Origin of the sequence: Streptomyces botrytidirepellens (assembly GCF_003721215.1) — a bacterium.
GTDB lineage: Bacteria > Actinomycetota > Actinomycetes > Streptomycetales > Streptomycetaceae > Streptomyces > Streptomyces himastatinicus.
Genome location: NZ_RIBZ01000857.1, coordinates 1 through 24059 on the forward strand (window position 1 = coordinate 1; position 24059 = coordinate 24059).

Below are 24059 nucleotides of genomic sequence, written 5' to 3' on the forward strand. Positions count from 1 at the left end.
GGGCGGAGCCCCGGTTACGGGAAGGGGCGGGTAGGGGAAAACGCCCCGCGCCCTCGCCGCCGCACTGCCGGTGGGTGGTATCGGTGTGCCCCCTGCCGGGGACCCCGCGGCGTGCCCCGGGGAGACGGAACGGCGGGCGGGCTTATGGTCGCCACAGCCGTTCCACGACCGGAGCCGGGAGCACGATGCGCACGACGCGCCACCGCCTCGCCACCGCCGCCGCGGTCCTCGTGCTGGTCTGCGGCCCGGCCGCCACGGGGTGCTCCGAGGAATCGGGCGGCGGGCGGCGGGTCGGGGTGGTGGTGCCGTTCCTGACCTCGCCGTTCTGGGAGGCGTACGAGCGCGACATCCCGCGCCAGGCGGCCAAGGTCGGCGTCCGGGTGCTGCCGACGGTGAACTCCAACAACGACGCCAGCCGCCAGGTCAGCGACATCCGCAATCTGCTCGCCCAGAACATCGACGGGCTGGTCGTCTCCCCCATCGACTCCGCCGCCATCGTCACCGGGCTGCGGGCCGCGCAGCGGCGGCGGGTCCCCGTCGTGGCGGTCGACGTCGCGCCCGACCGGGGCAAGGTGGCGATCGTGGTCCGGGCCGACAACCGGGCGTACGGCGAGAAGGCGTGCCGGAGCCTCGGGCGGGCCGTGCGGCGCGGCAAGGTGGTGCAGATCGAGGGCGATCTGGCGTCGGTCAACGGGCGGGACCGCACCGCCGCGTTCGACCAGTGCATGCGCCGCCACTACCCGCACATCAGGGTCCTCGACATCGCCGCCGGGTGGCAGGCGGACAAGGCGGCGGCCGGGCTGGAGGCGCTGTACAGCGCCAATCCGGACATCAAGGGCATCTATCTCCAGGCCGGGGGCGTGTATCTGGCGCCCACACTGCGCACGCTCCAGCGCCATCGGGCGCTGCGTCCGAGAGGCCGTCGGGGCCATATCGCGATCGTCTCCAACGACGGGATCCCGCAGGAGCTGGACGCGATCCGCAAGGGGTGGATCGACGCGACCGTGTCCCAGCCCACGGATCTGTACGCGCGGTACGCCATGGTCTACATCAAGCAGGCCATGGCCGGGAGGCCGTTCCGGAAGGGGCGGACCGATCACGGCAGCCGCATCGTCGAGGTGCGCGAGGGCATCCTGGAGGATCAGCTTCCGGCCCCGCTGGTGACCCCGGCCAATGTGAACGACCCCGCGCTGTGGGGCAATCGCGGATGACCACCGGGCGGCCACCGCTGTGCGAGGCGCGCGGGATCACGAAGCGGTACGGGCCGACGGTGGCCCTGTGGGAGGCGGGGATCACCGTGCGGACGGGCGAGACGCACGCCCTGGTCGGGCGCAACGGCGCGGGCAAGTCGACGCTGGTGGCCGTCCTCACCGGGCTGGAGCGGCCGGACGCGGGCACGGTGTGGTTCGAGGGCGCGGCCGCCCCCGCGGCCGCGGACCGGGCGGCCTGGCGCCGCCGGGTGGCCTGCGTCTACCAGCAGTCCACGATCATCAACGAGCTGACGGTGGCGGAGAACCTGTTCCTGGGCCATCAGCCGGTCCTCCCCCGCACCTCGGTGATCAGTTGGCGGCGGACCCGCCGCCGGGCCCGCGCGCTGCTGGACGCCTGGGGCGTCCCCGTGCACGAGGGCGCGCGGGCCGGGGATCTGAGCGTCGAGGACGCCAAGATGGTGGAGATCGCGCGGGCGCTGTCGCAGGGCACCCGCTTCGTCATCCTGGACGAGCCCACGGCGCAGCTCGACAGCCGGGCGACGGCGCGGCTGTTCGCGCACATGCGGCGGCTCCAGGTCGCCGGGGTCACGTTTCTGCACATCTCGCACCATCTGCGCGAGGTGTACGAGGTCTGCCAGGCCGTCACCGTCTTCCGGGACGCCCGCAGGATCGTCACCGCGCCCGTCGGCGAGCTGCCCACCCGGGCCCTGATCGAGAAGATGACGGGCGAACCGGCCGCCCCCGCCCGGCCCGGCGCGGCGCCCCGGCCATGCCCCCGGGGCCCGGTGGCGGTCCGGGTCGAGCGGCTGAGCAGCGCGTCCTTCCATGACGTCAGCCTCACCGTCGGGGCCGGTGAGGTGGTGGGGCTGGCCGGGCTCGCCGGGTCCGGCAGCCATCAGCTGGGCGAGGCGCTGGCCGGGCTGCACCGGCCGACCGGCGGCCGGATCGAGGTCTTCGGCCGTCCGCTGCGGCTGGGCAGCGTCACCGCGGCGCTGGCCGCCGGGGTCGGCTGTGTGCCGCGCGACCGGCGGGTGCAGGGGCTGATCCCGCAGCTGTCGGTGGCGGACAACATCACGCTGCCCATCGGCGACCGGCTCGGGCCCCGGGGGCTGATCCGGCCGTCCGCCCGGGACGCGGTGGCCCGCCGCGCCATCGAGCGGCTCGGCATCACCACCCGGGGCCCGGCCCAGCCGGTGACCGCGCTGTCCGGCGGCAATCAGCAGAAGGTCGTCATGGCCCGGGCGCTGGCCACGGATCCCCGGGTGCTGGTGCTGATCGACCCGACGGCGGGGGTGGACGTGCAGTCCCAGCGCGATCTGCTGGAGACCGCGCTGCGGGCCCGGGCCGAGGGGCGCGCGGTGCTGATCGTCTCCGACCAGCTGGGGGATCTGCGGGCCTGTGACCGGGTGCTGGTGATGGTGGGCGGCTTCGTCACCGTCACCCACCGGGCGGGCTGGACCGACCGGGAACTCGTCGCCTCGATCGAAGGGGTCACCCTCGGCCATGAATGACCGCACCCGCGCCCATGGACCCCATGAACGACCTCGCCCATGAACCCGACGAATGACCTCGCCACGCGGCGCACCGGCCGCGCCCGGCGCCTCGTCCCGGTCCGGATCCGCGATCTGGCGCTGCTGCCCGCCGTGGTGCTGCTGCTGATCATCGGCGCGATCGGCAACCCCGACTTCCTCGACCGGGACAACCTGGTGAACATCCTGGGGGCGTCCTCGGCGCTCGGGCTGCTGGTGCTCGCCGAGGCGATGATCCTGATCAGCGGCAGGATGGACCTCTCCCTGGAGTCGATCGCGGGCCTGGCCCCGGCCCTCGGCTTCCTGGTCGTCATCCCGGCCGCCTCGGCGGGCTTCGGCACCGAGTGGCCCACCTGGGTGGGGCTGCTGCTGATCCCGCTGGCGGGCGCGGGGCTGGGGGCGGTCAACGGGGCGCTGATCGTGGGGCTCGGGCTCAACGGGTTCATCGTGACCCTCGCGATGAACATCGTGCTGCGCGGCGTGCTGATCGGCCTGGTCTCCGGCAAGACGCTGTTCGACGCGCCGGACGCGTTCTTCGTGCTCGGCTCGCGGGAGTGGCTGGGGGTGCCGGTCTCGGTGTGGGTGACCGCGCTGTGCTTCGCGCTGGCCGGGTTCGTCCTGCGCTACCACCGGCTCGGCCGCGCGGTGTACGCGATCGGCGGCAGCGCCCCCGCCGCCCGGGCGGCGGGCATCCGCACCGCGCGGGTCGGCTGGACGGTCCTGGTGGTCGGCGGTGGGCTGGCGGGGCTGGCCGGTCTGGTCATCGCGGGGCGGGTCGGCGCGGTGGGCGCCAACCAGGGCAGCGGCCTGATCTTCACGGTGTTCGCGGCCGCGGTGATCGGCGGCATCAGTCTCCGCGGCGGCCGGGGCTCCCTGCTGGGCGCGCTGCTGGGCACCCTGCTGCTGGGCATGCTGGAGAACCTGCTCACGCTCGCCCAGGTGTCGTCCTTCTGGATCCAGGCGATCTACGGCGGGATCATCCTGCTCGCCCTGGTCGTCGCACGACTGACGACCGGGGAGGTCCAGGAGTCATAGTATTAAGGGAAATGTCTCCGCAGATGGGACGGGTGCGATGGCCATCCCCGAGGGAATCGCGCCGACCGAAGCGCATGTCCCCTTCGACATGGCCGATGCCGCGACGGCCCTGATCGATGCCACGGGGACCGTCGTCGGCTGGACCACGGCGGCGGAACGGCTGCTGGGCTATCCGGCGCCGGAGGTGCTGAAGCGGCCCGGGACGATGCTGCTGGCGGCGCCGGAGGACGCCGCGAAGGCGGTGTCCATCGCCGAACAGTGCGGTGAGCGCGGCGGCTGGGGCGGGCTGCTGGAGGTCCGGCACCAGTCCGGCCGGCGGCTCGCGGTGGGCCTGCGGGTCTCCCCGGTCACCGGGCTCGGCGGCGGCACCTGCTGGCTGATCTCGGCGATCGACGTGGCGACGATCCCGACCTGGGCGGTCAGCGGATCGCTGCTCCAGGCGTTCCTGACCCGCTCCCCCATCGGCATGGCCGTGCTCAGCCCTGACCTGCGGTACGTGTGGATGAACGACACCCTGGAGCGCTACGGCGGCGTCCCGCGCGGCGAGCGGCTGGGCCGCCGGATGGCGGACTCGCTGCCGGGCCTGGACACCGAGGCCCTGGAGGGGAAGATGCGCCAGGTGCTGGAGACCGGCGTCCCGGTGATCGACTACGAGTACCGGGGCTGGACCCTGGCCGAGCCGCACCACGAGCACGCGTACTCGACCTCCTTCTTCCGCCTCGACAACGCGGACGGCCACCCGGTCGGCGTCTGCTACATGGGCATCGACGTCACCGACCGCTGGCGGGCCCGGGAGCGGCTGGCCCTGCTCAGCGAGGCCAGCGAGCACATCGGCAGCACCCTGGACGTGATGCGCACCGCACAGGAGCTGGCCGAGTTCGCGGTGCCCCGGCTCGCCGACTTCGTCACCGTCGACCTGCTGGACTCCGTCCTGCGCGGCGAGGAGCCCCCGACCCAGCGCACCCGGTTCCTGCCCAAGTTCCGGCGGGCGGGGCAGGCGTCCATCCACGAGGGCTGCCCGGAGTCCATCGCGGCGCCCGGGGACGCGGTCGCCATCTCCCCGGCGTCGCCGTTCGCGTGCAGCTTCCTGGAGGGGGAGGCCATCCTGGACCCGGAGCTGGACGCCTCGCTGGGCGCGTGGACCGGCGACGACCCGGCCCGGGCGCGGAAGGTCCGCGAGTTCGGGATGCGCTCCCTGATGGTGGTCCCGATCTGTGCGCGCGGCACGATCCTGGGCGTGGCCTCGTTCGTCCGCACCCGGCATCCGGACCCCTTCGAGCCGGACGATCTGGTGCTCGCCGAGGAGCTGGTGACGCGCGCCGCGCTGTGCGTGGACAACGCCCGCCGCTACAGCCGCGAGCACACCGCGGCCCTCGCGCTCCAGCGCAGCCTGCTGCCGCACGCCCTGTCCGGCGGCCAGGCCCTGGAGGTGGCCTCGCGCTATCTGCCCACCGACGCGCGCAACGGCGTCGGCGGCGACTGGTTCGACGTCATTCCGCTGTCCGGGGCCCGGGTGGCGCTGGTGGTCGGCGACGTGGTCGGGCACGGCATCACCGCGGCCGCCACCATGGGCCGGCTGCGTACCGCCGTGCACACCCTCGCCGACATGGACCTGCCGCCCGAGGAGCTGCTGGCCCATCTGGACGACCTGGTCATCCGGCTCACCGAGGAGGAATCCGGCCAGGAGGGCGTGGGCGCCGCGGTGCTGGGCGCCACGTGTCTGTACGCGGTGTACGACCCGGTCACCCGGCGGTGCACGATGGCCCGGGCCGGGCACCCCCCGCCCGCGGTGGTGGACCCCGGCGGCGCGGTCTCCTACCCGCCGCTGCCCGCCGGTCCCCCGCTGGGGCTCGGTTCGCTGCCGTTCGAGTCGGCGGAGCTGGAGCTGCCCGCGGGCAGTCTGATCGCGCTGTTCACGGACGGCCTCATCGAGACCTGCGACCAGGACATCGACGTCGGGCTCGGCCGGCTGAGCAACGCCCTGGCCCAGCCCGGACTGCCGCTGGAGGAGCTGTGCTCGACGGTCGTCGACGCCCTGCTGACCCGACCGCAGTCGGACGACGTGGCGCTGCTGCTGGCCCGTACCAACACACTGGGCGCCGGGCACGTCGTCTCCTGGGACCTGCCCCACGACCCGGCGGTGGTCGCCAACGCCCGCTCGCTCGCCGTCCACCAGCTCGCCGAATGGGGCCTGGAGGAGCTGGTGATGACCACCGAGCTGATCGTCAGCGAGCTGGTCACCAACGCCATACGGCACGGCACCGGCCCCATCCGGCTGCGGCTGATCCGGCACGACGTGCTGATCTGCGAGGTCGCGGACACCAGCAGCACCTCCCCGCGGCTGCGCCATGCCCGCACCACCGACGAGGGCGGCCGCGGGCTGTTCCTGGTCGCGCAGATGACCCGCCGCTGGGGCACCCGCTACACCGAGGGCGGCAAGCTCATCTGGGCCGAGCAAGACCTCCCGGATCCGGCATGAGGCACGCTCCGGCGCGTCTCCGCCCTATCCATGATCGGTTTCCTCCCGCACACTGGCCCTATGCCAACGGGAGGGGGGCATCCGGCGTGCGCGGAGAGGTGTGGAGGCGGCGGCTCGCCTCCCGGTGGGTGCGCGGCGGCGCCGCGGTGCTCGCGGGCGCGCTGCCCGCGCTGGCGTTTCCCGCGCCGTCGCTGTGGTGGTTCGCGTACGTCGCCCTGGTGCCCTGGCTGCTGCTGACGCGCTCGGCGCCCACGATCCGGCGGGCGGCGTACGACGGCTGGCTGGGCGGGACCGGGTTCCTGCTCGCGGCGCACCACTGGCTGATGCCGAGCCTGCATGTGTTCATCGTGCTGCTGGCGCTGCTGCTGGGGCTGTTGTGGGTGCCGTTCGGCGCGCTGACGCACCGGCTGCTGCACGGCCGTCCGGGGCCCGCCCGGGTGGGCGCCGCGCTGGTGCTGCTGCCGTCGGCGTGGCTGCTGGCCGAGCTCGTACGGTCCTGGCAGTACCTCGGCGGGCCCTGGGCGCTGCTCGGGGCGAGCCAGTGGCAGGTGCCCGTCGCGCTGCGGCTGGTATCGGTGGGCGGGGTGTGGCTGGTCGGCTTCCTGCTGGTCCTGGTGAACGTCGCGCTCACCGTACTGATCACGCCGCCCCGGGCCCGTACCGTCGCGGTGGCCGGGCTCACCGCGTGCGGTGCGGCGGCGGCCGGGGTGTGGGCGTGGGCGCCGGTGCCGGAGGAGACCGGGACCCAGCGGATCGCGGTGGTGCAGCCCGGGGTGATCAAGGGGCCGGAGCCGCGTCTCGAGCGCAGTGTCGAGCTGACCCGGCAGCTGGCGGCCCGCCATCCGGACCTCGTGGTGTGGGGCGAGAGCAGCGTCGGCGCGGATCTGGGCGACCGGCCGGGGCTGGCGAAGCGGCTGGGCGCGCTGTCCCGTTCGGTGGGCGCGGATCTGCTGGTCAACGTGGACGCGCGGCGCAGCGACCGGCCGGGGATCTACAAGAGTTCGGTGCTGATCGGCCCGGACGGTCCGACCGGCGACCGCTACGACAAGATGCGGCTGGTGCCGTTCGGCGAGTACATCCCGGCCCGGGCGCTGCTGGGCTGGGCCACCTCGGTGGGCAAGGCGGCCGGTGAGGACCGGCACCGCGGCACGGAACAGACGGTGATGCGGCTGCCTGGGGCCTTGCGGATCGGGCCGGAGGTCTGCTTCGAGTCGGCGTTCCCGGACATGAGCCGCAATCTGGCGCGGCACGGGGCGCAGGTGCTGGTCGTCCAGTCGGCGACCTCGACGTTCCAGCAGAGCTGGGCGCCCGAGCAGCACGCCACGCTGGCCGCGCTGCGCGCCGCGGAGACCTGGCGGCCGATGGTGCACGCGACGCTGACCGGCACGAGCGCGGTCTTCGGCCCGCGCGGCGAGCCGGTGGGCGACCGCATGGGTACGGACACCAGCGCGGCGGAGGTCTACTCGGTGCCGCTCGCGGAGGGCACCAGCCCGTATGTGCGGACCGGGCCGCTGACGGTGTACGGGGCGCTGGCGGCGCTCGCCGCGTACGGGGCGGTGGAGACGGTCCGGGTGCTCAGGCGCCCGTCAGCGCGTCGCTGATCACCCGCTCGCACAGTTCGTGGGTGCGTAGCGCGTCCGCGGCATCGAGCCGCCTGCCGGTGCGCACGGCGTCGAGGAAGGCGTCGGTGATCTGCTCGATGCCGCGCTGCCGGGCGACCGGTACCCAGTCGCCGCGGCGGCGCACGCTCGGCTGTCCCTTGTGGTCCGTGATCTCGGCGAGGTTGGTCACCTGCCGCTTGGTGTCCTGGCCGGAGACCTCCAGGATCTCCTCGGTGGAGCCGCTCATCCGGTTCATCACGCCGAGCGCGGTGAACCCGTCGCCGGACAGTTGGAGGACGACGTGGTGCAGCAGCCCGTCGCGGATCCTGGTCCGCACGTCGATGTGGTCGACCGGGCCGGGGGCGAGGAAGCGCAGGGTGTCGACGACGTGGATGAAGTCGTCCAGGACGAGGGTGCGCGGGTCCTCGGGGAGGCCGACGCGGTTCTTCTGCATCAGGATCAGATCGCGCGGATGGTCCAGGCACTGCGCGTACCCGGGGGCGTAGCGCCGGTTGAAGCCGACCATCAGGCCGACGCCGCGGTCCTCGGCCAGCCGCACCAGCCGCTCGCTCTCGCCGAGTTCGTACGCGAGCGGCTTGTCGACGTAGGTGGCCACCCCGGCGTCGAGGAGCCGGGTGACGAGCCCGGCGTGCTCGGCGGTCGGGGCGTGGACGAACGCGGCGTCGATGTCCGCCGCGAGCAGCGAGTCCAGGGTGGTGTGCCGCTGGGCCCCGGGCACCCGGTGGGTGTCGGCGACCCGCTGGAGGGTGGCGGGGGTGCGGGTGTGCAGATGCGGCTCCACCCCGGGCCGCGCCATGAGCACGGGCAGATAGGCCTTCTGCGCGATGTCGCCGAGTCCGATGCAGCCGACCCTCACGTTGCCTCCTGGTGTTCGGTGGCCGTGTCCACCCTACTCAGGACGGCTTCTGGGTCGTCGGGGCCGGGGGCGCCAGTCGGCGATGCCGTCGAAGCCGCGCAGCAGCAGCCCGGGGGCGAGGCGGGTGGCGGCGGCGACGACGGTGTCGCGGAGGGCCACGGCGGGGGCGCTGGTCAGGGAGATCGCGCGGGGCGGCGCGCGCGGAGCGGCGTACGACGGCCGCGGCCACGGTGAGCCCGCCGACTCCGGCGCCGATGACGACGGCACGGGGCTGTTCCATGATCCCTCCCGGTCACTACAGGTGTAGTAACACCGAGGCTACTACACCTGTAGTACGGAGGGTAGGTTGGCCGTATGACCGCTGATCACACCCCCGCCCGCGCCCCCGCACCGGGTGGATCCCGCGCCGAGCTGATCGCCGACACCGCCCTCGCCCTGCTGGCCGGGCGCGGCATGCGAGGGCTGACGCACCGCGCGGTGGACGAGGCGGCCGGGCTCCCGCCGGGCTCGACGTCGAACCACGCCCGTACCCGCGCCGCCCTGCTCAAGGCGGCCGTCCGGCGGCTGGCCGAGCGGGAGGCGCGGGTGCTGGGGCCCGGCGAGATGCCCACGCCGGGCGACGGCCCCGGCGATCCCGCCATCGATCCTGTTCCGCCGCTGGCCGACGCGCTCGCCCTCGCGCTGCACCGCTCGCTCACCCAAGCGCCCGAGCTGCTGATCGCGCGGTACGAACTGGCGCTGGAGGCGACCCGCCGCCCCGAACTGCGGGAGTTCTACGACGCGGCGGGGCGCGGCTTCCGCGAGCCGCTGGAGGCGCTGATGACCGCCGTGGGATCCGCCGAAGCACGGCGGCACGCCCAGTCGCTGGTCGCCTGGTGCGAGGGGCAGATGTTCAGCTGCGCGGCCGGGGCCGACCACGCCGCGATGCCCCAACGCGCGGCGCTGCGCGCCGGGTTCGAGGAGCTGCTGCGCGGGATGCTGGGCCGATAATCCGTGGCGCGACCGGGAGCCGGGGCCTCATGATGCTCGCCATGACGACTGCCGAACGCCAAGAGGCGCCCACCACCGGCGATGAACGCACCAGCCTGGAAGGGTGGCTGGACTTCCACCGCGCGACCCTGGCCCTCAAATGCGAGGGGCTCGACGACAAGCAGCTGCGCGAGGCCTCCGCGCCGCCGTCCGGGCTCACCCTGCTCGGGCTCGTCCGGCACATGGCCGAGGTCGAGCGCGGCTGGTTCCGGCGGGTCCTGGACGGTCAGGACGCGCCGCCCATCTGGTACAGCGAGGAGGATCAGGACGGCGACTTCCGGGTCACCGAAGCGGACACCGGCGAGGCCGCCTTCGCGATCTGGCGGGACGAGGTCGCCGAGGCCCGCGCGGCCGCCGCATGCCACTCCCTGGACAAGGTCGTCACTCGGCGCGACCGCCACGAGGAGTACAACCTGCGCTGGATCTACCTCCACATGATCGAGGAGTACGCCCGCCACAACGGCCACGCCGACCTCATCCGCGAGCGCATCGACGGCGCCACGGGCGACTGATCCACCAGGGTCCGTCAGAGCGCGAGCCGCTGCGCCAGCCGGGCGATCGCCGCCCGTACCCGGTCCCCGTACGGATCGTCGCCCAGCGTGCCCGCGCTCGCCCGGGCCAGCTCCAGCTGGCCGCGGGCCGCCGCCTCCTGACCGAGCTTGGCGTAGTCGGCGGCCAGGTTGAGGTGGAGGGCCGGGTAGAGGGCGCGCAGCCGGGGGGTGGGGGTGCGGGCGCCGGGCCCGTCGGCCGCGGCCAGGGCCAGCAGGTCCCACAGCAGCTCATCGGCCGGATCGTCCTGGGTGTCGGCGAGGTAGTGGGCGAGGGCGCAGCGGTGGAACGGGTCGCCGTCGCCCTCGATCTCCCGCCACAGCGCGGCCAGCCGGTTGCGCGCCTCCTCGCGGTCACCGCCCCGGTGCAGCATGACCGCCTGCCCGATCCGGGTCAGCACGGCGTCGTCCTCCGGCGCCTCCCGCCGTACGTCGCCCATCCGGTCCTCCCGCCTGCGCAACCGCCGGTACCCCCCGCCTGTGGCCGACGCTAACCGGCGAGCCGCACCACTCCCGTCAGGCGGGCCCATCGGGTCAGTCCGGCGGCCCGTACCGCTCGGCCAGTTCGGTGACGGCGCGGGCGACGGCGGTGCGCAGTTCGGGCGGTCCGAGCACCTCGGCGTCGGTGCCCAGCCGCAGCATGTCGTCGACCGCCACGGGCAGCGACTCCACGGGCAGCGCCACCCGCACCCGCCCCCGGGCGTCGGGCGGGCCCGCAGCGGCGGCCGCCACCGCGCCGACCGCGCCGAACTTCATCGGCAGCAGCCGCAAGCCCCGCTCGGTCAGCAGCAGTTCGGCCTCGCCCCGGAAACGCGCCGCCTCCATGGCGCGCGCCGACTCCTGCCAGTAGGCGGCGAGATCGAACCCGGCGGGGCGCTCGAAGACCCCCCCGAGCACCTCGGCGGCCAGGATCCGCGCCACCCGGTAGCTGCGGATGGTGTCCTCCGCCCTGGCCACCAGGTACCAGATGCCGCCCTTGAGGACGAGCCCGAGCGCGTGCAGATCGCGGTGCACCTCGCCGCGCCAGCGCCGGTAGTGCACCCGCAGCACCCGGCGCCGCCAGACGGCCTCGGCCGCCGCCGCGAGGTACGGCACCGGCTCGGCGTCCCGGAACCAGCCGGGCGCGTCGAGGTGGAAGCGCTCCTGGATGCGGCGCGAGCGCTCGTCCAGCTCGGGCGGCAGCGCGGCCCGCAGCTTGAGCTGGGCGGTGGTGAGGTCCGCGCCGAGGCCCAGTTCGGCGGCCGGTCCTGGCATTCCGGCGAGGAAGAGCGAGTCGGCCTCGTCGCCGGTGAGTCCGGTCAGCCGGGTGCGGTAGCCGTCCAGCAGCCGGTAGCCGCCCGCGGGGCCACGGTCGGCGTAGACCGGTACGCCGGATCCGCTCAGCGCGTCGATGTCACGGTAGACGGTACGGACCGACACCTCCAGCTCCGCGGCGATCTCCGGCGCGGTCATCCGGCCCCGGTTCTGGAGCAGAAGGAGCAGGGAAAGCAGGCGGTCGGCACGCATGCGGTCCATTGTGCGCCCGTACCTGACAGAAGATGTCAGGTACGGCGGGCAGAGTAGTCCCACACCAGCGCACGGCCTGATCGCACGGCCTGATCGAAAGGACCCGCCATGACCACGCACGCCACCGGTACCTTCACCTTCGCCGACTGGCAGGAGAAGCCGGTCGGGGAGGCCGCGGGCGGGGCGAAGCTCGCCCACGCCACCGTGACCAACGGCTACTCGGGCGCGATCACGGCGTCCGGCACGACCTGTCAGTACGCCATCGTCTACCTCGCCGACAAGACCGGTGCCTTCTCGGGCCATGAGCTGGTGGACGGGCAGCTCGACGGCCGCAGGGGCAGCTTCGTCCTCGCCCAGCACGGCACCTTCGGCGAGGACGGCACGGTGACGTGCGCCTTCGAGGTGGTGCCGGGCTCGGGCACCGGCGAGCTGGCCGGGCTCACCGGTGCGGGCTCCTTCACCGCCCCGCAGGGCATCAAGGCGGTGTCGTACGCCTTCGACTACGAGCTGGGCTGAGACGGCTGGAGGTTCGGGATGCGCCAGTCGATCGGCGTGTGGCCCTGGGCCTTCACCGCCTCGTCGATCTGGGTGAAGGGGCGCGATCCGAAGAACTTCTTCGCCGACAGCGGCGACGGGTGCGCCCCCTTCACCACCGCGTGCCGCTCCTCGTCGATCAGCGGCAGCTTCTTCTGGGCGTAATTCCCCCAGAGGACGAAGACGGCCGGGTCGGGGCGGGCGGCCACGGCCCGGATCACCGCGTCGGTGAACTTCTCCCACCCCTTGCTCTTGTGGGAGTTGGCCTCGCCGCCGCGGACCGTCAGCACCGCGTTGAGCAGCAGGACGCCCTGCCGGGCCCACGGCATCAGATAGCCGTTGTCCGGGATGGGGTGGCCCAGCTCCTCCTTCATCTCCTTGTAGATGTTCCGCAGCGACGGCGGCGTCTTGACGCCCGGCCGCACCGAGAAGCACAGCCCGTGCCCCTGGCCCTCGCCGTGGTACGGGTCCTGCCCGAGGATCAGCACCTTCACCTGGTCGTACGGCGTGGCCTCCAGGGCGGCGAACACCTCGTCGCGCGGCGGGTGGACCGGCCCCCTGGCCCGCTCCTCCTCGACGAAGTCGGTGAGCTCCTTGAAGTAGGGCTTCTCCAGCTCCTCGCCGAGGACGCCGCGCCAGGACTCGGGCAGCTCGTAGGCCACGTCAACAACCTCCGGTCGTGTTCCGTTCACGGGCACGAACCTACCGGCGGCCACTGACAGCGCCTCACGCGGTGCGGGGATCACGGGCGCGGGCCCGGCACCGGGAGCGGTGCCGGGCCCGCCGCGTGGCGGCGCCGGGCTGGGCGGTGACGGTCAGCCGACGCCCGCGTTGAGGAAGACACCGCCGTCCACGACGAGCGTCTGGCCGGTGATCCACGCGGCCTGGTCGGAAGTGAGGAACGCGGCCGCGCCCCCGATGTCCTCCGGCACGCCCAGCCGCCCGAGCGGATACGCCGCGGCGGCCTCCTCCTCCCGCCCCTCGTACAGGGCGGTGGCGAACTTGGTCTTCACCACGGCGGGGGCGATCGTGTTGACCCGCACGCCCGGCGCGAACTCGTGGGCGAGCTGCTGCGTGAGGTTGATCATCGCGGCCTTGGACACGCCGTACGCGGCGATGAACGGCGAGGGCGTCATCCCGGCGACCGAGGAGATGTTGACGATCGCGCCGCCGTTCTCCTTCTGCCACGCCTTCCAGGTCTGCTGGGCGAAACCGAGCGCCGAGACGACGTTGGTCTCGAAGACCTTGCGTATCACCGCGAGGTCGAGATCGGCGATGGGCGAGTAGACCGGGTTCGTACCGGCGTTGTTGACGAGGTAGTCGACGCGCCCGAACGCCTCCATCGCGCGCTCGACGGCCACCGCCTGGTGCGCCTCGTCATGGGCCTTGCCGGGGACGCCGATCACCCGGTCGGCGCCCAGCCGCTCGACGGCCTCCTTCAGGGCGTCCTCGTTGCGGCCGGTGATGCACACCCGGTCGCCGCGCGCCACCATCGCCTCGGCGATGCCGTAGCCGATGCCGCGGCTGGCCCCGGTGACGAGCGCGGCCTTGCCGCTGTCCGATGCGATCTCTTTGGTCATGGGGTTCGTAGGCTCCTGATCAGTTGAGCGGGCCGCCGGCCACGTACATCACCTGGCCGGAGACGAACCCGGCCGCGTCCCCGGTGAAGAAGGCCACGGCGTTCGCGATGTCCTCCGGCTGCCCGACGCGCTGCACCGGGATCTGGCTCGCGGCCGCCTTCTGGAAGTCGTCGAAGCCCATGCCGACGCGCTCGGCGGTCGCGGCGGTCATGTCGGTGGCGATGAAGCCGGGCGCCACGGCGTTGGCGGTGACGCCGAACTTGCCCAGCTCGATGGCGAGGGTCTTGGTGAAGCCCTGCATACCGGCCTTGGCGGCGGAGTAGTTGACCTGACCGCGGTTGCCGAGCGCCGAGCTGCTGGAGAGGTTGACGACCCGTCCGAACCCGGCGTCCACCATGTGCTTCTGACAGGCGCGCGACATCAGGAACGCGCCCCGCAGATGCACGTTCATGACCGTGTCCCAGTCGGACTCGCTCATCTTGAAGAGCAGGTTGTCGCGGAGCACACCGGCGTTGTTCACCAGGATCGTCGGCGCGCCCAGCTCTTCGGCGACACGCCCGACCGCGGCCTCCACCTGCCCCGCGTCGGACACGTCGCAGCCCACGGCGATGGCCTTGCCGCCCGCCGCGGTGATCTTCTCCACGGTCTCCGCGCAGGACGCCTCGTCGAGGTCGAGCACGGCGACGGCGCGGCCCTCCTCGGCCAGTCGCACGGCGGTCGCCGCGCCGATGCCGCGGGCCGCGCCCGTCACGATGGCGACACGCTGCTCGTTGGTGGACATGCGGGTTCTCCTCGCCTCGGGTAGCGGCGCACCGTCCCGGCACCGGGGGGTGAGCAACCGCTTAGTCGCTTCTGCGATCGAGACGCTATGAGGCCCGCCGCCCACTGTCAACGACCCGCTGTGATGCCCTTGCTCACCCTCGCCCGTCAGCGCACCAACAGGTCGAGCAGCCGCTCGACCTCCGCCTCCGCGTCCGTGGTCAGCCCGGTGTGCACCGGCCCCGGCTGGACGACGGTCGAGCGCGGTGCGACCAGCCAGCGGAACCGCCGCCCCGGCTCGTCCCCGGCCGCCTGACCGGCCTGCTCTCCCCCGCGGCAGACGCCCTCCACGGCGTGCAACGCGGCCCGTACGCCCGCCACGTCCGCCGACGGGTCGAGCGCGAGCAGCCGCGTCTCGTCCAGATGGGTGCGGGCCGCCACGAAGGACGTCGCGCGGCAGTAGACCACGACGCCCGCGTTGATCAGCTCACCGCGCTCCACCCGGGGAACGACCCGCACCACGGCGTACTCGAACACATCCCGGCCCTGGTGCAGCCCGCTCACTTCGCTGCCTTTCCGTCGACCCATACGCGCAGCCAGTCGGGAGCCTTCGACGGCCCGTCACCGGAGCGCTCCCCGAGCGTGATCCTTTCACCGATCGCCGCGGCCCGCTCCAGCAGCACCCGCACATAGGCGCGGCGCACCGCGTCCGGGCCGTCGAAGCCGGGCTCGTCGGCCAGCCAGGCGTCGGGGACGTCGGCGGTGACCTCGGTCAGCAGCTCCTCGGTGATCCGCGGCGCGAGCGCGGCCGCGGCCGCGGCCACATCCGGGGCGAAGGGGGCGAGTACATGCTCGGAGGCGTCGTACGGCTTGGTGGCGGCCGCGTCCAGGCCGCGCCAGCTGTGGTGCCAGATCATCGTGGCGCCGTGGTCGATGAGCCACAGGTTGCCGTGCCACACCAGCAGGTTGGGGTTGCGCCAGGACCGGTCCACGTTGCCGATGAGCGCGTCGAACCACACCACCTGTCCGGCCTCCGCCGCGCCCACCTCGAAGGCCAGCGGGTCGAAGCCGAGCGAGCCGGGCAGGTAGTCCATGCCCAGGTTGAGCCCGCCGCTGGCCTTGAGCAGGTCCTGCACCTCCTCGTCCGGCTCGCTCAGCCCGATCACCGGGTCGAGCTGCATCCGCACCAACTCCGGGACGCGCAACCCCAGGCGGCGGCCCAGCTGTCCGCAGATGACCTCGGCGACGAGGGTCTTGCGGCCCTGGCCCGCGCCGATGAACTTCATGACATACGTGCCCAAATCGTCGGCTTCGACGATGCCGGGGAGCGACCCGCCCTCACGCAAGGGCGTGACATAGCGGGTGGCCGTGACTTCAGGGAGCATCCGCCCAGGCTATCGGTGCGCACGGCGCGGACGGCCGACTCCGCCGTTCTCCTGCGCGGACCGCTCGTCGGGCGGCTTCAGTTGGCCGTGCCCACCATGGCCGCGGCCGGTGCGTCGGTGGCGTCGAGGCTGCTCAGGATGGCGTCCACCCGCTGCCTGGCGTCGCCGAAGAGCATCCGGCTGTTCTCCCGGAAGAACAGCGGGTTCTGCACGCCCGCGTACCCGGCCGCCATGGAGCGTTTGAAGACGACGACATGAGCCGCCTCCCACACGTGCAGCACCGGCATCCCGGCGATGGGGCTGGCCGGGTCGTCGGTGGCCGCCGGGTTGACGGTGTCGTTGGCGCCGATGACCAGGACGACCGAGGTGGCGGCGAAGTCGTCGTTGATCTCGTCCATGTCCAGGACGATGTCGTAGGGCACGTTGGCCTCGGCAAGGAGCACGTTCATGTGCCCGGGCAGCCGGCCGGCGACCGGGTGGATGCCGAAGCGCACCTCGATGCCGCGGTCGCGGAGTTTGCGCGCGAGCTCCGCGACCGGGTACTGGGCTTGGGCTACCGCCATGCCGTAGCCCGGGGTGATGATCACCGAGGAGGCGTCGCGCAGCAGTTCCGCGGTGTCCTCCGCGCTGATCTCCTGGTGTTCCCCGAGGTCGCCGGCGTCGCCGCTCGTCACCGTCCGGGCCCCGAAGCCGCCCGCGATCACCGAGAGGAAGGAGCGGTTCATCGCCTTGCACATGATGTACGAGAGGTAGGCGCCGGAAGAGCCCACCAGCGCGCCGGTGACGATCAGCAGGTTGTTGGCGAGCAGGAAGCCCGAGGCCGCTGCGGCCCAGCCGGAGTAGCTGTTGAGCATCGAGACGACCACCGGCATGTCACCGCCGCCGATGGAGGCGACCAGGTGCGCGCCGAGGGCCAGGGCCAGCACGGTGACCGCGATGAGCAGTCCCATGTGGGGGCGCGCGACGAACGCGACGGTGAGCACGGCGAACGCGGCGAGCGCGCCGAGGTTGAGGGCGTGTCTGCCGGGGAGCATCAGCGGCCGGGACTTGATCCGCGCCGACAGCTTCAGGTACGCGACGACCGAGCCGGTGAAGGTGACGGCGCCGATGAACACGCCGAGGAAGACCTCGGCGTGGTGGATGCGCAGCAGCGAACCGGTCAGCTCGGCGTCGACGTCGAGGTAGCCGTTCCAGCCGACGAGCGCGGCGGCGAGGCCGACGAAGCTGTGCATGACGGCGATCAGTTCCGGCATGCCCGTCATCTCGACCACGCGGGCGCGCCACAGTCCGATGCCCGCGCCGACAGCCGTGGCGACGGCGATCAGCACCAGACCGGCGGCGGTGATGCTCCGGGAGGCCAGCCCGATGGTGGCGGCCAGCGCGATGACCATGCCCGCGATGCCCCAGACCACTCCGGAGCGGGAGGTCCGGTGCTGGGAGAGTCCGGCGAGGCTCAGGATGAACAGCAGCGAGGCGACGACGTAGGCGGCCTGTGCGGCCGTGGTGGTGGTCATCCGCGATCAGCCCTTCGAGAACATGCCGAGCATGCGGCGCGTGACGGCGAATCCGCCGAAGATGTTGATGCTCGCCAGCAGGATCGCGGCGAACGACAGCACGGTGACGGCGGTGTGCGCGTGCCCGATCTGGAGCAGCGCGCCGACCACGACGATCCCGGAGATCGCGTTGGTGACCGACATCAGCGGGGTGTGCAGCGCGTGGTGCACCTTTCCGATGACGTAGAAGCCGACCACGATCGACAGGACGAAGACCAGGAAGTGGCCGATGAGCTGGTGCGGTGAGAAGGCGGTCACCAGGAAGAGGGCGAGCGCTCCGGCGCCGACGAGGGCGTAGTCGGACCGCGCGGACCGTGTGGACCCGGCCGCTGGGCCCGGGGGTGTGGCGGGTTCCGGTGCCCCGGCGGGCGTGGGTGTGGCGGGTGTGGGCGCGGCGGACACCTGCACCGGTGGCGGCGGCCAGGTCTTCTCGCCGTCGCGGACCACGGTCATCGACCGCTGCACCACGTCGTCGAAGTCGAGGACGAGCCGGCCGTCCTTGCCGGGGGTGAGCAGCTTCATCAGGTTGACGAGGTTGGTGCCGTACAGCTGCGACGCCTGGGCCGGGAGCCTGCCGGGCAGGTCGGTGTAGCCGATGATCGTCACGTCGTTGCCGGTGACGACCGCCTTTCCGGCGACCGTTCCCTCGACGTTGCCGCCCTGGGCCGCGGCCATGTCGACGATCACGCTGCCGGGCTTCATGCGCGCCACGTCCTCGGCGGTGATCAGCTTCGGCGCCGGTCTGCCGGGGACGAGTGCGGTGGTGATGATGATGTCGACGTCGGCGGCCTGCTCGGCGTACAGCCGCGCGGCGAGCCGGTTGTAGTCGTCCGAGGTGGCCTTGGCGTAACCGTCGCTGCTGACCTGCTGTGCGGACTGTTCCGACGGTGCGGACTCTTCGGGCCGCACCTCCAGGAACTCCCCGCCCAGCGAGCGCACCTGCTCGGCGACCTCGGGCCGGGGATCGGTGGCGCGGACCACGGCGCCGAGACTGCGCGCCGCGCCGATCGCCGCGAGTCCGGCCACCCCGGCTCCGGCCACCAGCACCCTGGCCGGCGGTACCTTGCCGGCGGCGGTCACCTGACCGGTGAAGAAGCGGCCGAAGGCGTGCGCGGCCTCGACCACGGCCCGGTACCCGGCGATGTTCGCCATCGAGCTCAGGACGTCCAGGGACTGGGCGCGCGAGATGCGCGGGACGGCGTCCATGGCCAGTACGGTGATCGGCCGCCGGGCCAGTTCCTCGACCAGTTCCGGGTGGAGCGCGGGGCCGATGAGCGCGATCAGGGTCGCCCCGTCGCGCAGCCGCCCGATCTCCTCGCCGGAGGGTCCGTTGACCTTCAGGACGACCGGCGCCGACCAGGGGTCCCCGAGGCCGGCTCCCGCCTCCTCGTAGGCCGCGTCGGAGAAGCGGGACGCCTCTCCCGCGCCCGGTTCGACGATCACGTGGTACCCCAGCTCGGCGAGTCGGCCCACGGTGGCCGGGGTCGCCGCCACCCTGGTCTCGCCCGGGGTGGACTCGGCGGGTATGCCGATCCGTCTGCGTTGCACTTCCGGTTCCGGTGCGGCCATCGTCTTCCTCTCACCGTCGACGTCCCGGCGCCGGGCCCGTCCGCCCGGCGCTTCGCGTGCCTGTCCATCCATCGGTGCCCGGATCCCTTCGTGTTCGACCCTGCCCGGATCGACAACAGGCCGAGCGACGGTTGAACGCTGGAGCGCCGGGCCGCGTATGGAATCGAAACGTCCCTGGATCAGGAGGCACCACCATGACGCAGCCGGAAACCACCGGATGGGGCACCACCCGTCGCGCCGTCGTCTCCGCTGCCGGAGCGGCCGGGCTGGCCGCCGCCCTCACCGCCTGCGGTAAGGAAGACAGCAGCGACTCGGGCAGCTCGCAGAACGCCGGTTCCGCACAGGAGTCGGCCGGGGCCGAATCGGGCGCGGCGGGAGCGGGAGGCGACACGTCGGGGGGCGGGATGGAGCTGGCCAAGACCTCCCAGATCCCCGAGGGCGGCGGCATGGTCTTCAAGGATCACAAGGTCGTGGTGACCCAGCCGTCCTCGGGGCAGTTCAAGGCGTTCTCCTCGATCTGCACCCACCAGGGGTGCTCGGTCGGCGACGTGTCGGACGGCACCATCAACTGCCCGTGCCACCAGTCCAAGTTCGACATCAGCGACGGCAGCCCGAAGGGCGGACCGGCCACGAAGGCGCTGCCCGGCGCCAAGATCAAGGTGGAGGGCACCTCGATCAAGATGGCCTGATCGCCTGCCAGCAGGCGATCACGTCCTCGGTCGAGGTGACGGTCGCGACGAGGGCGAGGGTGTGACGGACCATTGCCGGGGTGTACGAGGCGGGCACCCCGGCAATGGCGTCCGCGGGCACCACGGCCGTATAGCCGAGGTTGACCGCGTCGAAGACCGTGTTGGGTATCGCCACATTGGCCGACACGCCGACGATGACCAGGGTGCGGCAGCCCAGGTTGCGCAGTAGCGCGTCCACGTCGGTCCCGGCGAGCGGCGACAGGCCGTGCAGCCGCCGCACCAGCAGATCCTCCGCGCCGACCGGGACGGGGTCGGCGATCCGTACCGCCTCGCTCCCGGTGAGCTGCCGCACCGGCAGCCGCTCGGCGGCCCGGAACAGCGGCGCGTTGCGGTTCGCGCCGCGCCCGTCGGCGCGCCGCTCGGCCACCGCGTGCAGCACGGTGACGCGCGTGTCGTGGGCGGCCGACACCAGCCGGGCGACACGCCCGAGCGCGCCGGACTCCCGGGCCTCGGCGGCGAGTTCGGGCAGGGCGCTGCCCGGGCCCACGACGCCGCGCTGGCACTCCACGGTGAGCAGGGCGCAGCCCTCGGGGCGGAGCAGTTCGGACAGCGACACGGTGGCCTCCCGGGCTTCTCGCGCCGGGAGGGTAACGGCCATTGCCTTTGGAAGGAAGAGTCGCGATTCTGTGCGGATGACCGTCACCCAGCGGCGGGGACGCCGCATCATGATGACCCCGGCCGAGCTGGACGCCTTCCTCACCGAACAGCGCACCTGCCGGGTCGCGACCGTGTCCGCGGACGGGCGGCCGCACCTCAGCGCGCTGTGGTTCGCCTGGGACGGCACGGCCCTGTGGCTCTACTCCCTGACCCGCAGCCGCCGCTGGGCCGAGCTGCGCCGCGATCCACGGCTCGCGGTGATCGTCGACGACGGGCACGACTACGGCGAGCTGCGCGGCGCCGAGCTGAGCGGCGAGGCCGTCTTCGTCGGCGAGGCCCCGCGCTCGGGCGCGCCGTGCCCCGAACTCGACGCGCCGGAGCGGATGTTCGCGGCGAAGTACTTCGGGCTTGACGCCATGCCGCACGACGGGCGCCACGCGTGGCTGCGGCTGACCCCGGACACGGTCAGCTCCTGGGACTTCCGCAAGCTGCCCCAGGGCTGAGCGCGCCGTACGGGAGTCCGAGTCGTACGGCAGCCTGGGCGCGCCGTACGCGCCCAGCATGCCGGTCAGTCGACGATCTTCTCCCCCACCGACCGCAGCACGTCCACCGCCGCGCGGATGGAGGGCCTGCGGTCGGCGTCGGCGCGCCAGATCGCGTAGACGTGGCGGCGCATCGTGGGCGGGCTCACCGGCACCATCCGCACCCCCTCGGGCACCGGGCCCCGGCCGAGCCGGGGTATGACGCCGATCCCGAGCCCGGCGGCGATCAGCGCGAGCTGGGTCTGGTGCTCCCGCGCGGTGTGCCGGATGTGCGGCTCGATGCCCTTGCCGCGCAGGGTCACCATCAGCCAGTCGTAGCAGAACCCGCCCTCGGGCCAGGACACCCACTCGTCGTCCACGAAGTCCTCCGGCTCGACCGCGCTGCGATCGGCGAAGGGATGGTCCGCGGGCATCGCCACGTCCACCAGGTCGTCCAGCAGCGCCGCCTTGACCAGCCCGCCGGGCACCGGCAGGGGCTTGTTGTACCAGTCGAGGACGACCGCCAGGTCGATGTCGCCGCGCACCACCGCGGGCACCGACTCGTCGGGCTCCATCTCCTGCAACCGGGCGCGCAGCTGCGGGTGTTCGGCCCGCATCCGCTCCAGCGCGGCGGGGAAGAGGCCGCGGACGGCGGTCGGGAACGCGCCCAGCAGCAGCTCGCCGACGGCATGTCCGCGCTGGGCCTCCAAGTCCGCCTGGGCCAGCTCCACTTGGGACAGGATCCGCGCCGCGTGGTCGGAGAGCAGCCGCCCGGCGTCGGTGAGCCGCACCCCGCGGCCGTTCTTGGCGAGCAACTGCTGCCCGGTCTCCCTCTCCAGCTTCGAGAGCTGCTGGGAGACGGCCGAGGTGGTCACGTGCAGTCCTTCGGCGGCGCCGCTCACGGAACCGTGCCGGGCCACGGCGTACAAGGTGCGCAGGCGATCCAGGTTCATGTAAGCAATGCTACGCGATAACGCACATGAATTCTCGCTTGTTCTAAGACGTTGTAGCCCGCAATGTAGACGCCATGAAGGCCATGACCTCAGCGACCACCGCGGCGCCCGCCCCCGCCGCCGAGCAGCCCGCCGCACCCGCCGCCCGCCCACGGAGGCTGCTCGACTGGCGGATCCGCTTCGGCGTGCTCGCCCTGGTCTGGGGCTTCAGCTTCCTGTTCATCAAGGTGGGCACCGAGGCGTTCGCACCGCTGTACGTCACGCTCGGCCGGATGGTGTTCGGCACCGCCGTCCTCCTGACGGTCCTGGTGGCGAAGCGGGAGCGGCTGCCGCGCGGGGCCCGGGTGTGGGGCCATCTGGCCGTGGCCGCCTTCTTCCTCAACGCCCTGCCGTTCTCGCTCTTCGCCTACGCCGAGACGACCATCCCCTCCACCCTGGCCGGGATCTGCAACGCCGCCTCGCCCCTGTGGGGCATGGTCGTCGCCGTGGCCGTCGTCTCCGACGACCGCCCGACCCGGCAGCGCGTCGCGGGGCTGGGCCTCGGCTTCGCCGGTGTCCTGACCGTGCTGGGCGCGTGGCAGGGCTTCTCCGGCCAGGACCCGGTGGGCACGGCACTCGCGCTCATCGCCTCGCTCAGCTACGCGATCGGCTGGGCCTACGTGCGCCACACGCTCGCCGGAACCGGGAACTCCCATCTGGCCATGTCCTCCGGCCAGTTGCTGCTCGGCACGGTCCAACTCGCGGTGGCCGCGCCGCTCGCCGCCCCGGCTCCCGACGCCTTCCCGGTCCTCCCCCTGCTCTCGGTGCTCGCCCTCGGCGCCCTGGGCACCGGTGTCGCCTTCCTGATCCAGTACGGCCTGGTGGCGGAGGTCGGTCCGACGACGGCGATGATGGTGACGTACTTCGTTCCGGTGATCGCCACGGCGGCAGGCGTGCTGATACTCGGCGAACACCTCAGCTGGAACACGCCGGTGGGCGCCCTGATCATCCTCGTCGGCGCGGCTCTCACCCAGCGCCGGTAAGCCCCCGGGAAGCACGGCCCCCATCAGTCCACCCGCCCCGCCGGGGCCGGCCCCCTGACCACCGCCGACGCCACGGCGTCGGCGACCCCGGCCACCTCACCGGCACTCAGCGGAGAGACCGTCAGCCGCAGCCCCGGCCCCGAGGCCACCCGGAACCGGGCGCCCGGGGCGACCGCCCAGCCCGAGGACAACAGGCGGGCCACCGCGCCCGTCTCGTCGGACACCGGCACCCAGACGTTCATCCCGCTGCGCCCGTGCGCGGCGACTCCGCGCTCCCGCAGCGCCCTCACCAGGGCGTCGCGGCGCACGTCGTACGACGCCGCGACCGCCGCCACGTCCACCGCGCCGGTGCGCCACAGATGCGTCACGGCGTCCTGGAGCAGATGGCTGACCCAGCCGGGGCCGAGGCGCTGCCGTCCGCGCAGCCGGTCCAGGGTGACGGCGTCGCCGGTGAGCACCGCGAGGCGCAGATCGGGGCCGTACGCCTTGGCGGTGGAACGGACCAGGATCCAGTGGTCCGTGCTGCCCGCGAGCGGGTGCAGGGGCAGGTCCACGATGCCGTGGCCGTGGTCGTCCTCGATGAGCACCACGCCGGGGTGCCCGGCGAGGACGGCACGCAGCTCGCGGGCGCGCGCCGCGCTCACCGCCGCGCCCGTCGGGTTCTGCGCCCGGTCGGTGACGACGAGCGCCCGCGCCCCCCGGCGCAGCGCCCGCTCCACCCCCTCCGGCAGCGGCCCGTCGTCATCCACCCCGACGGGAACGGTGCGCAGCCCGAGCGCCGGGATCAGGTCGAGCACACTGCCCCAGCCGGGGTCCTCGACGGCCACCGCGTCACCGGGCCGCAGATGGGCGGCGAGGACGCGCTCGATGGCGTCGAGCGCGCCGGAAGTGACGGCGACGGGCCCGTCCGGCACGCCGTCCGCGTCGAAGGCGGCCCGCGCCGACTCGCCGATGCCGGGGGCGACCCCCGGCGCGCCGTACAGCGTGGGGGCGTCGGCGGCGCGCGCCGCGGCCTCCGCGAG

The 24059-nt window shown here is 73.1% G+C and carries 25 protein-coding genes; 11 read left to right on the forward strand and 14 right to left on the reverse strand.

Going from position 1 to position 24059, the window contains the following annotated elements; all coding sequences use genetic code 11:
• The first annotated feature begins 185 nt into the window (after nt 1-185).
• Genes EEJ42_RS45555 through lnt form a run of 5 tightly spaced genes read left to right on the forward strand, consistent with a single transcriptional unit; the run spans nt 186 to nt 7855 of the window.
• The gene (locus EEJ42_RS45555; protein ID WP_246097853.1) at nt 186-1211 is read left to right on the forward strand and encodes a sugar ABC transporter substrate-binding protein; all 1026 of its coding nucleotides are present in this window, start codon (nt 186-188) and stop codon (nt 1209-1211) included.
• Nucleotides 1208-2722, forward strand: a complete 1515-nt coding sequence (locus EEJ42_RS45560) for a sugar ABC transporter ATP-binding protein (RefSeq protein WP_123108011.1) — start codon at nt 1208-1210, stop codon at nt 2720-2722. Before EEJ42_RS45555 ends, EEJ42_RS45560 begins: the two co-directional genes overlap by 4 nt.
• A 39-nt stretch (nt 2723-2761) precedes the next feature.
• Nucleotides 2762-3775, forward strand: coding sequence for an ABC transporter permease (locus tag EEJ42_RS45565; protein ID WP_123108012.1), 1014 nt, complete (start codon nt 2762-2764; stop codon nt 3773-3775).
• A gap of 37 nt (nt 3776-3812) precedes the next feature.
• Entirely contained in the window at nt 3813-6254 is a 2442-nt protein-coding gene (locus EEJ42_RS45570) for a SpoIIE family protein phosphatase (RefSeq protein ID WP_123108013.1), read from the forward strand.
• On the forward strand, nt 6251-7855 hold the full coding sequence (gene lnt, locus EEJ42_RS45575) for an apolipoprotein N-acyltransferase (protein WP_246097854.1): 1605 nt from the start codon (nt 6251-6253) through the stop codon (nt 7853-7855). The genes EEJ42_RS45570 and lnt overlap by 4 nt, the downstream gene beginning before the upstream one ends.
• Here lnt and EEJ42_RS45580 read toward each other — a convergent pair.
• Nucleotides 7830-8732, reverse strand: a complete 903-nt coding sequence (locus EEJ42_RS45580) for a Gfo/Idh/MocA family protein (RefSeq protein ID WP_123108014.1) — start codon at nt 8730-8732, stop codon at nt 7830-7832. The two genes, lnt and EEJ42_RS45580, sit on opposite strands and share 26 nt — an antisense overlap.
• A gap of 33 nt (nt 8733-8765) precedes the next feature.
• On the reverse strand, nt 8766-8999 hold the full coding sequence (locus EEJ42_RS45585; RefSeq protein ID WP_184503583.1) for a hypothetical protein: 234 nt from the start codon (nt 8997-8999) through the stop codon (nt 8766-8768).
• An 87-nt stretch (nt 9000-9086) separates the two neighbouring features.
• Here EEJ42_RS45585 and EEJ42_RS45590 point away from each other — a divergent pair, with 87 nt between their 5' ends.
• Nucleotides 9087-9722, forward strand: coding sequence for a TetR/AcrR family transcriptional regulator (locus EEJ42_RS45590; protein WP_123108015.1), 636 nt, complete (start codon nt 9087-9089; stop codon nt 9720-9722).
• Between the two features lie 41 nt (nt 9723-9763).
• Nucleotides 9764-10273 carry a DinB family protein gene (locus EEJ42_RS45595; protein ID WP_123108032.1) on the forward strand — a complete coding sequence of 170 codons (510 nt, stop codon included), beginning with the start codon at nt 9764-9766 and terminating at the stop codon, nt 10271-10273.
• A gap of 14 nt (nt 10274-10287) precedes the next feature.
• Here EEJ42_RS45595 and EEJ42_RS45600 read toward each other — a convergent pair whose 3' ends face one another.
• Nucleotides 10288-10749: a hypothetical protein gene (locus EEJ42_RS45600; protein WP_123108016.1), complete on the reverse strand. Its 462-nt coding sequence runs from the start codon at nt 10747-10749 to the stop codon at nt 10288-10290.
• A gap of 94 nt (nt 10750-10843) precedes the next feature.
• Nucleotides 10844-11815 (reverse strand): helix-turn-helix transcriptional regulator, encoded by a 972-nt coding sequence (locus tag EEJ42_RS45605; RefSeq protein WP_484422029.1) that lies wholly within the window; start codon nt 11813-11815, stop codon nt 10844-10846.
• 108 nt (nt 11816-11923) lie between these two features.
• Here EEJ42_RS45605 and EEJ42_RS45610 point away from each other — a divergent pair, with 108 nt between their 5' ends.
• Nucleotides 11924-12331, forward strand: coding sequence for a DUF3224 domain-containing protein (locus tag EEJ42_RS45610; protein WP_123108018.1), 408 nt, complete (start codon nt 11924-11926; stop codon nt 12329-12331).
• Here EEJ42_RS45610 and EEJ42_RS45615 read toward each other — a convergent pair.
• The 7 genes from EEJ42_RS45615 to EEJ42_RS45645 all read right to left on the reverse strand — a co-directional run bounded on the left by EEJ42_RS45615 (nt 12316) and on the right by EEJ42_RS45645 (nt 19195).
• Nucleotides 12316-13011 carry a uracil-DNA glycosylase gene (locus EEJ42_RS45615; protein ID WP_123108019.1) on the reverse strand — a complete coding sequence of 232 codons (696 nt, stop codon included), beginning with the start codon at nt 13009-13011 and terminating at the stop codon, nt 12316-12318. The two genes, EEJ42_RS45610 and EEJ42_RS45615, sit on opposite strands and share 16 nt — an antisense overlap.
• Nucleotides 13012-13164: 153 nt before the next feature.
• Complete coding sequence (locus tag EEJ42_RS45620) at nt 13165-13929, reverse strand: SDR family oxidoreductase (RefSeq protein ID WP_123108020.1); 765 nt, start codon at nt 13927-13929, stop codon at nt 13165-13167.
• 19 nt (nt 13930-13948) lie between these two features.
• On the reverse strand, nt 13949-14710 hold the full coding sequence (fabG, locus tag EEJ42_RS45625; protein ID WP_123108021.1) for a 3-oxoacyl-ACP reductase FabG: 762 nt from the start codon (nt 14708-14710) through the stop codon (nt 13949-13951).
• A 146-nt stretch (nt 14711-14856) separates the two neighbouring features.
• The gene (locus tag EEJ42_RS45630; RefSeq protein WP_039936624.1) at nt 14857-15252 is read right to left on the reverse strand and encodes a DUF3037 domain-containing protein; all 396 of its coding nucleotides are present in this window, start codon (nt 15250-15252) and stop codon (nt 14857-14859) included.
• Nucleotides 15249-16073 carry a HipA family kinase gene (locus EEJ42_RS45635; RefSeq protein ID WP_123108022.1) on the reverse strand — a complete coding sequence of 275 codons (825 nt, stop codon included), beginning with the start codon at nt 16071-16073 and terminating at the stop codon, nt 15249-15251. The genes EEJ42_RS45630 and EEJ42_RS45635 overlap by 4 nt, the downstream gene beginning before the upstream one ends.
• Before the next feature lie 77 nt (nt 16074-16150).
• Nucleotides 16151-17587, reverse strand: coding sequence for a Re/Si-specific NAD(P)(+) transhydrogenase subunit beta (pntB, locus tag EEJ42_RS45640; protein WP_123108023.1), 1437 nt, complete (start codon nt 17585-17587; stop codon nt 16151-16153).
• A 6-nt stretch (nt 17588-17593) separates the two neighbouring features.
• Nucleotides 17594-19195 carry a Re/Si-specific NAD(P)(+) transhydrogenase subunit alpha gene (locus EEJ42_RS45645; protein WP_123108024.1) on the reverse strand — a complete coding sequence of 534 codons (1602 nt, stop codon included), beginning with the start codon at nt 19193-19195 and terminating at the stop codon, nt 17594-17596.
• Nucleotides 19196-19389: 194 nt separating this feature from the next.
• Between EEJ42_RS45645 and EEJ42_RS45650 the strand changes: the two genes are divergently transcribed.
• Nucleotides 19390-19884 (forward strand): Rieske (2Fe-2S) protein, encoded by a 495-nt coding sequence (locus EEJ42_RS45650; protein ID WP_123108025.1) that lies wholly within the window; start codon nt 19390-19392, stop codon nt 19882-19884.
• Here EEJ42_RS45650 and EEJ42_RS45655 read toward each other — a convergent pair.
• Nucleotides 19871-20542 carry a cysteine hydrolase family protein gene (locus EEJ42_RS45655; protein ID WP_123108026.1) on the reverse strand — a complete coding sequence of 224 codons (672 nt, stop codon included), beginning with the start codon at nt 20540-20542 and terminating at the stop codon, nt 19871-19873. The genes EEJ42_RS45650 and EEJ42_RS45655 overlap by 14 nt on opposite strands.
• A 34-nt stretch (nt 20543-20576) precedes the next feature.
• Between EEJ42_RS45655 and EEJ42_RS45660 the strand changes: the two genes are divergently transcribed.
• The gene (locus tag EEJ42_RS45660; protein WP_123108027.1) at nt 20577-21044 is read left to right on the forward strand and encodes a pyridoxamine 5'-phosphate oxidase family protein; all 468 of its coding nucleotides are present in this window, start codon (nt 20577-20579) and stop codon (nt 21042-21044) included.
• Nucleotides 21045-21109: 65 nt separating this feature from the next.
• Here the strand turns inward: EEJ42_RS45660 and EEJ42_RS45665 are convergent, their stop codons facing one another.
• Nucleotides 21110-22015 carry a LysR family transcriptional regulator gene (locus tag EEJ42_RS45665; RefSeq protein ID WP_123108028.1) on the reverse strand — a complete coding sequence of 302 codons (906 nt, stop codon included), beginning with the start codon at nt 22013-22015 and terminating at the stop codon, nt 21110-21112.
• A 74-nt stretch (nt 22016-22089) separates the two neighbouring features.
• Here EEJ42_RS45665 and EEJ42_RS45670 point away from each other — a divergent pair, with 74 nt between their 5' ends.
• Nucleotides 22090-23037, forward strand: coding sequence for a DMT family transporter (locus EEJ42_RS45670; protein ID WP_123108029.1), 948 nt, complete (start codon nt 22090-22092; stop codon nt 23035-23037).
• Nucleotides 23038-23060: 23 nt separating this feature from the next.
• On the opposite strand, the gene EEJ42_RS45675 is transcribed toward EEJ42_RS45670, so the two are convergent.
• Nucleotides 23061-24059, reverse strand: a 999-nt coding sequence (locus EEJ42_RS45675; RefSeq protein ID WP_123108030.1) for an aminotransferase class I/II-fold pyridoxal phosphate-dependent enzyme, incomplete at its 5' end; no start/stop codon positions are given.

Bases quoted from the DNA above. Each gene is read 5' to 3' on its own strand.
- EEJ42_RS45670 (WP_123108029.1), top strand. From the start codon at position 22,090: ATGAAGGCCATGACCTCAGCGACCACCGCGGCGCCCGCCCCCGCCGCC.
- EEJ42_RS45560 (WP_123108011.1), top strand. From the start codon at position 1,208: ATGACCACCGGGCGGCCACCGCTGTGCGAGGCGCGCGGGATCACGAAG.
- lnt (WP_246097854.1), top strand. From the start codon at position 6,251: ATGAGGCACGCTCCGGCGCGTCTCCGCCCTATCCATGATCGGTTTCCT.
- EEJ42_RS45650 (WP_123108025.1), top strand. From the start codon at position 19,390: ATGACGCAGCCGGAAACCACCGGATGGGGCACCACCCGTCGCGCCGTC.
- EEJ42_RS45655 (WP_123108026.1), bottom strand. From the start codon at position 20,542: ATGGCCGTTACCCTCCCGGCGCGAGAAGCCCGGGAGGCCACCGTGTCG.
- EEJ42_RS45565 (WP_123108012.1), top strand. From the start codon at position 2,762: ATGAACCCGACGAATGACCTCGCCACGCGGCGCACCGGCCGCGCCCGG.
- EEJ42_RS45620 (WP_123108020.1), bottom strand. From the start codon at position 13,929: ATGACCAAAGAGATCGCATCGGACAGCGGCAAGGCCGCGCTCGTCACC.
- EEJ42_RS45645 (WP_123108024.1), bottom strand. From the start codon at position 19,195: ATGGCCGCACCGGAACCGGAAGTGCAACGCAGACGGATCGGCATACCC.
- EEJ42_RS45570 (WP_123108013.1), top strand. From the start codon at position 3,813: ATGGCCATCCCCGAGGGAATCGCGCCGACCGAAGCGCATGTCCCCTTC.
- EEJ42_RS45665 (WP_123108028.1), bottom strand. From the start codon at position 22,015: ATGAACCTGGATCGCCTGCGCACCTTGTACGCCGTGGCCCGGCACGGT.
- fabG (WP_123108021.1), bottom strand. From the start codon at position 14,710: ATGTCCACCAACGAGCAGCGTGTCGCCATCGTGACGGGCGCGGCCCGC.
- EEJ42_RS45590 (WP_123108015.1), top strand. From the start codon at position 9,087: ATGACCGCTGATCACACCCCCGCCCGCGCCCCCGCACCGGGTGGATCC.
- EEJ42_RS45610 (WP_123108018.1), top strand. From the start codon at position 11,924: ATGACCACGCACGCCACCGGTACCTTCACCTTCGCCGACTGGCAGGAG.
- EEJ42_RS45555 (WP_246097853.1), top strand. From the start codon at position 186: ATGCGCACGACGCGCCACCGCCTCGCCACCGCCGCCGCGGTCCTCGTG.
- pntB (WP_123108023.1), bottom strand. From the start codon at position 17,587: ATGACCACCACCACGGCCGCACAGGCCGCCTACGTCGTCGCCTCGCTG.
- EEJ42_RS45600 (WP_123108016.1), bottom strand. From the start codon at position 10,749: ATGGGCGACGTACGGCGGGAGGCGCCGGAGGACGACGCCGTGCTGACC.
- EEJ42_RS45595 (WP_123108032.1), top strand. From the start codon at position 9,764: ATGACGACTGCCGAACGCCAAGAGGCGCCCACCACCGGCGATGAACGC.
- EEJ42_RS45605 (WP_484422029.1), bottom strand. From the start codon at position 11,815: ATGCGTGCCGACCGCCTGCTTTCCCTGCTCCTTCTGCTCCAGAACCGG.
- EEJ42_RS45635 (WP_123108022.1), bottom strand. From the start codon at position 16,073: ATGCTCCCTGAAGTCACGGCCACCCGCTATGTCACGCCCTTGCGTGAG.
- EEJ42_RS45660 (WP_123108027.1), top strand. From the start codon at position 20,577: ATGACCGTCACCCAGCGGCGGGGACGCCGCATCATGATGACCCCGGCC.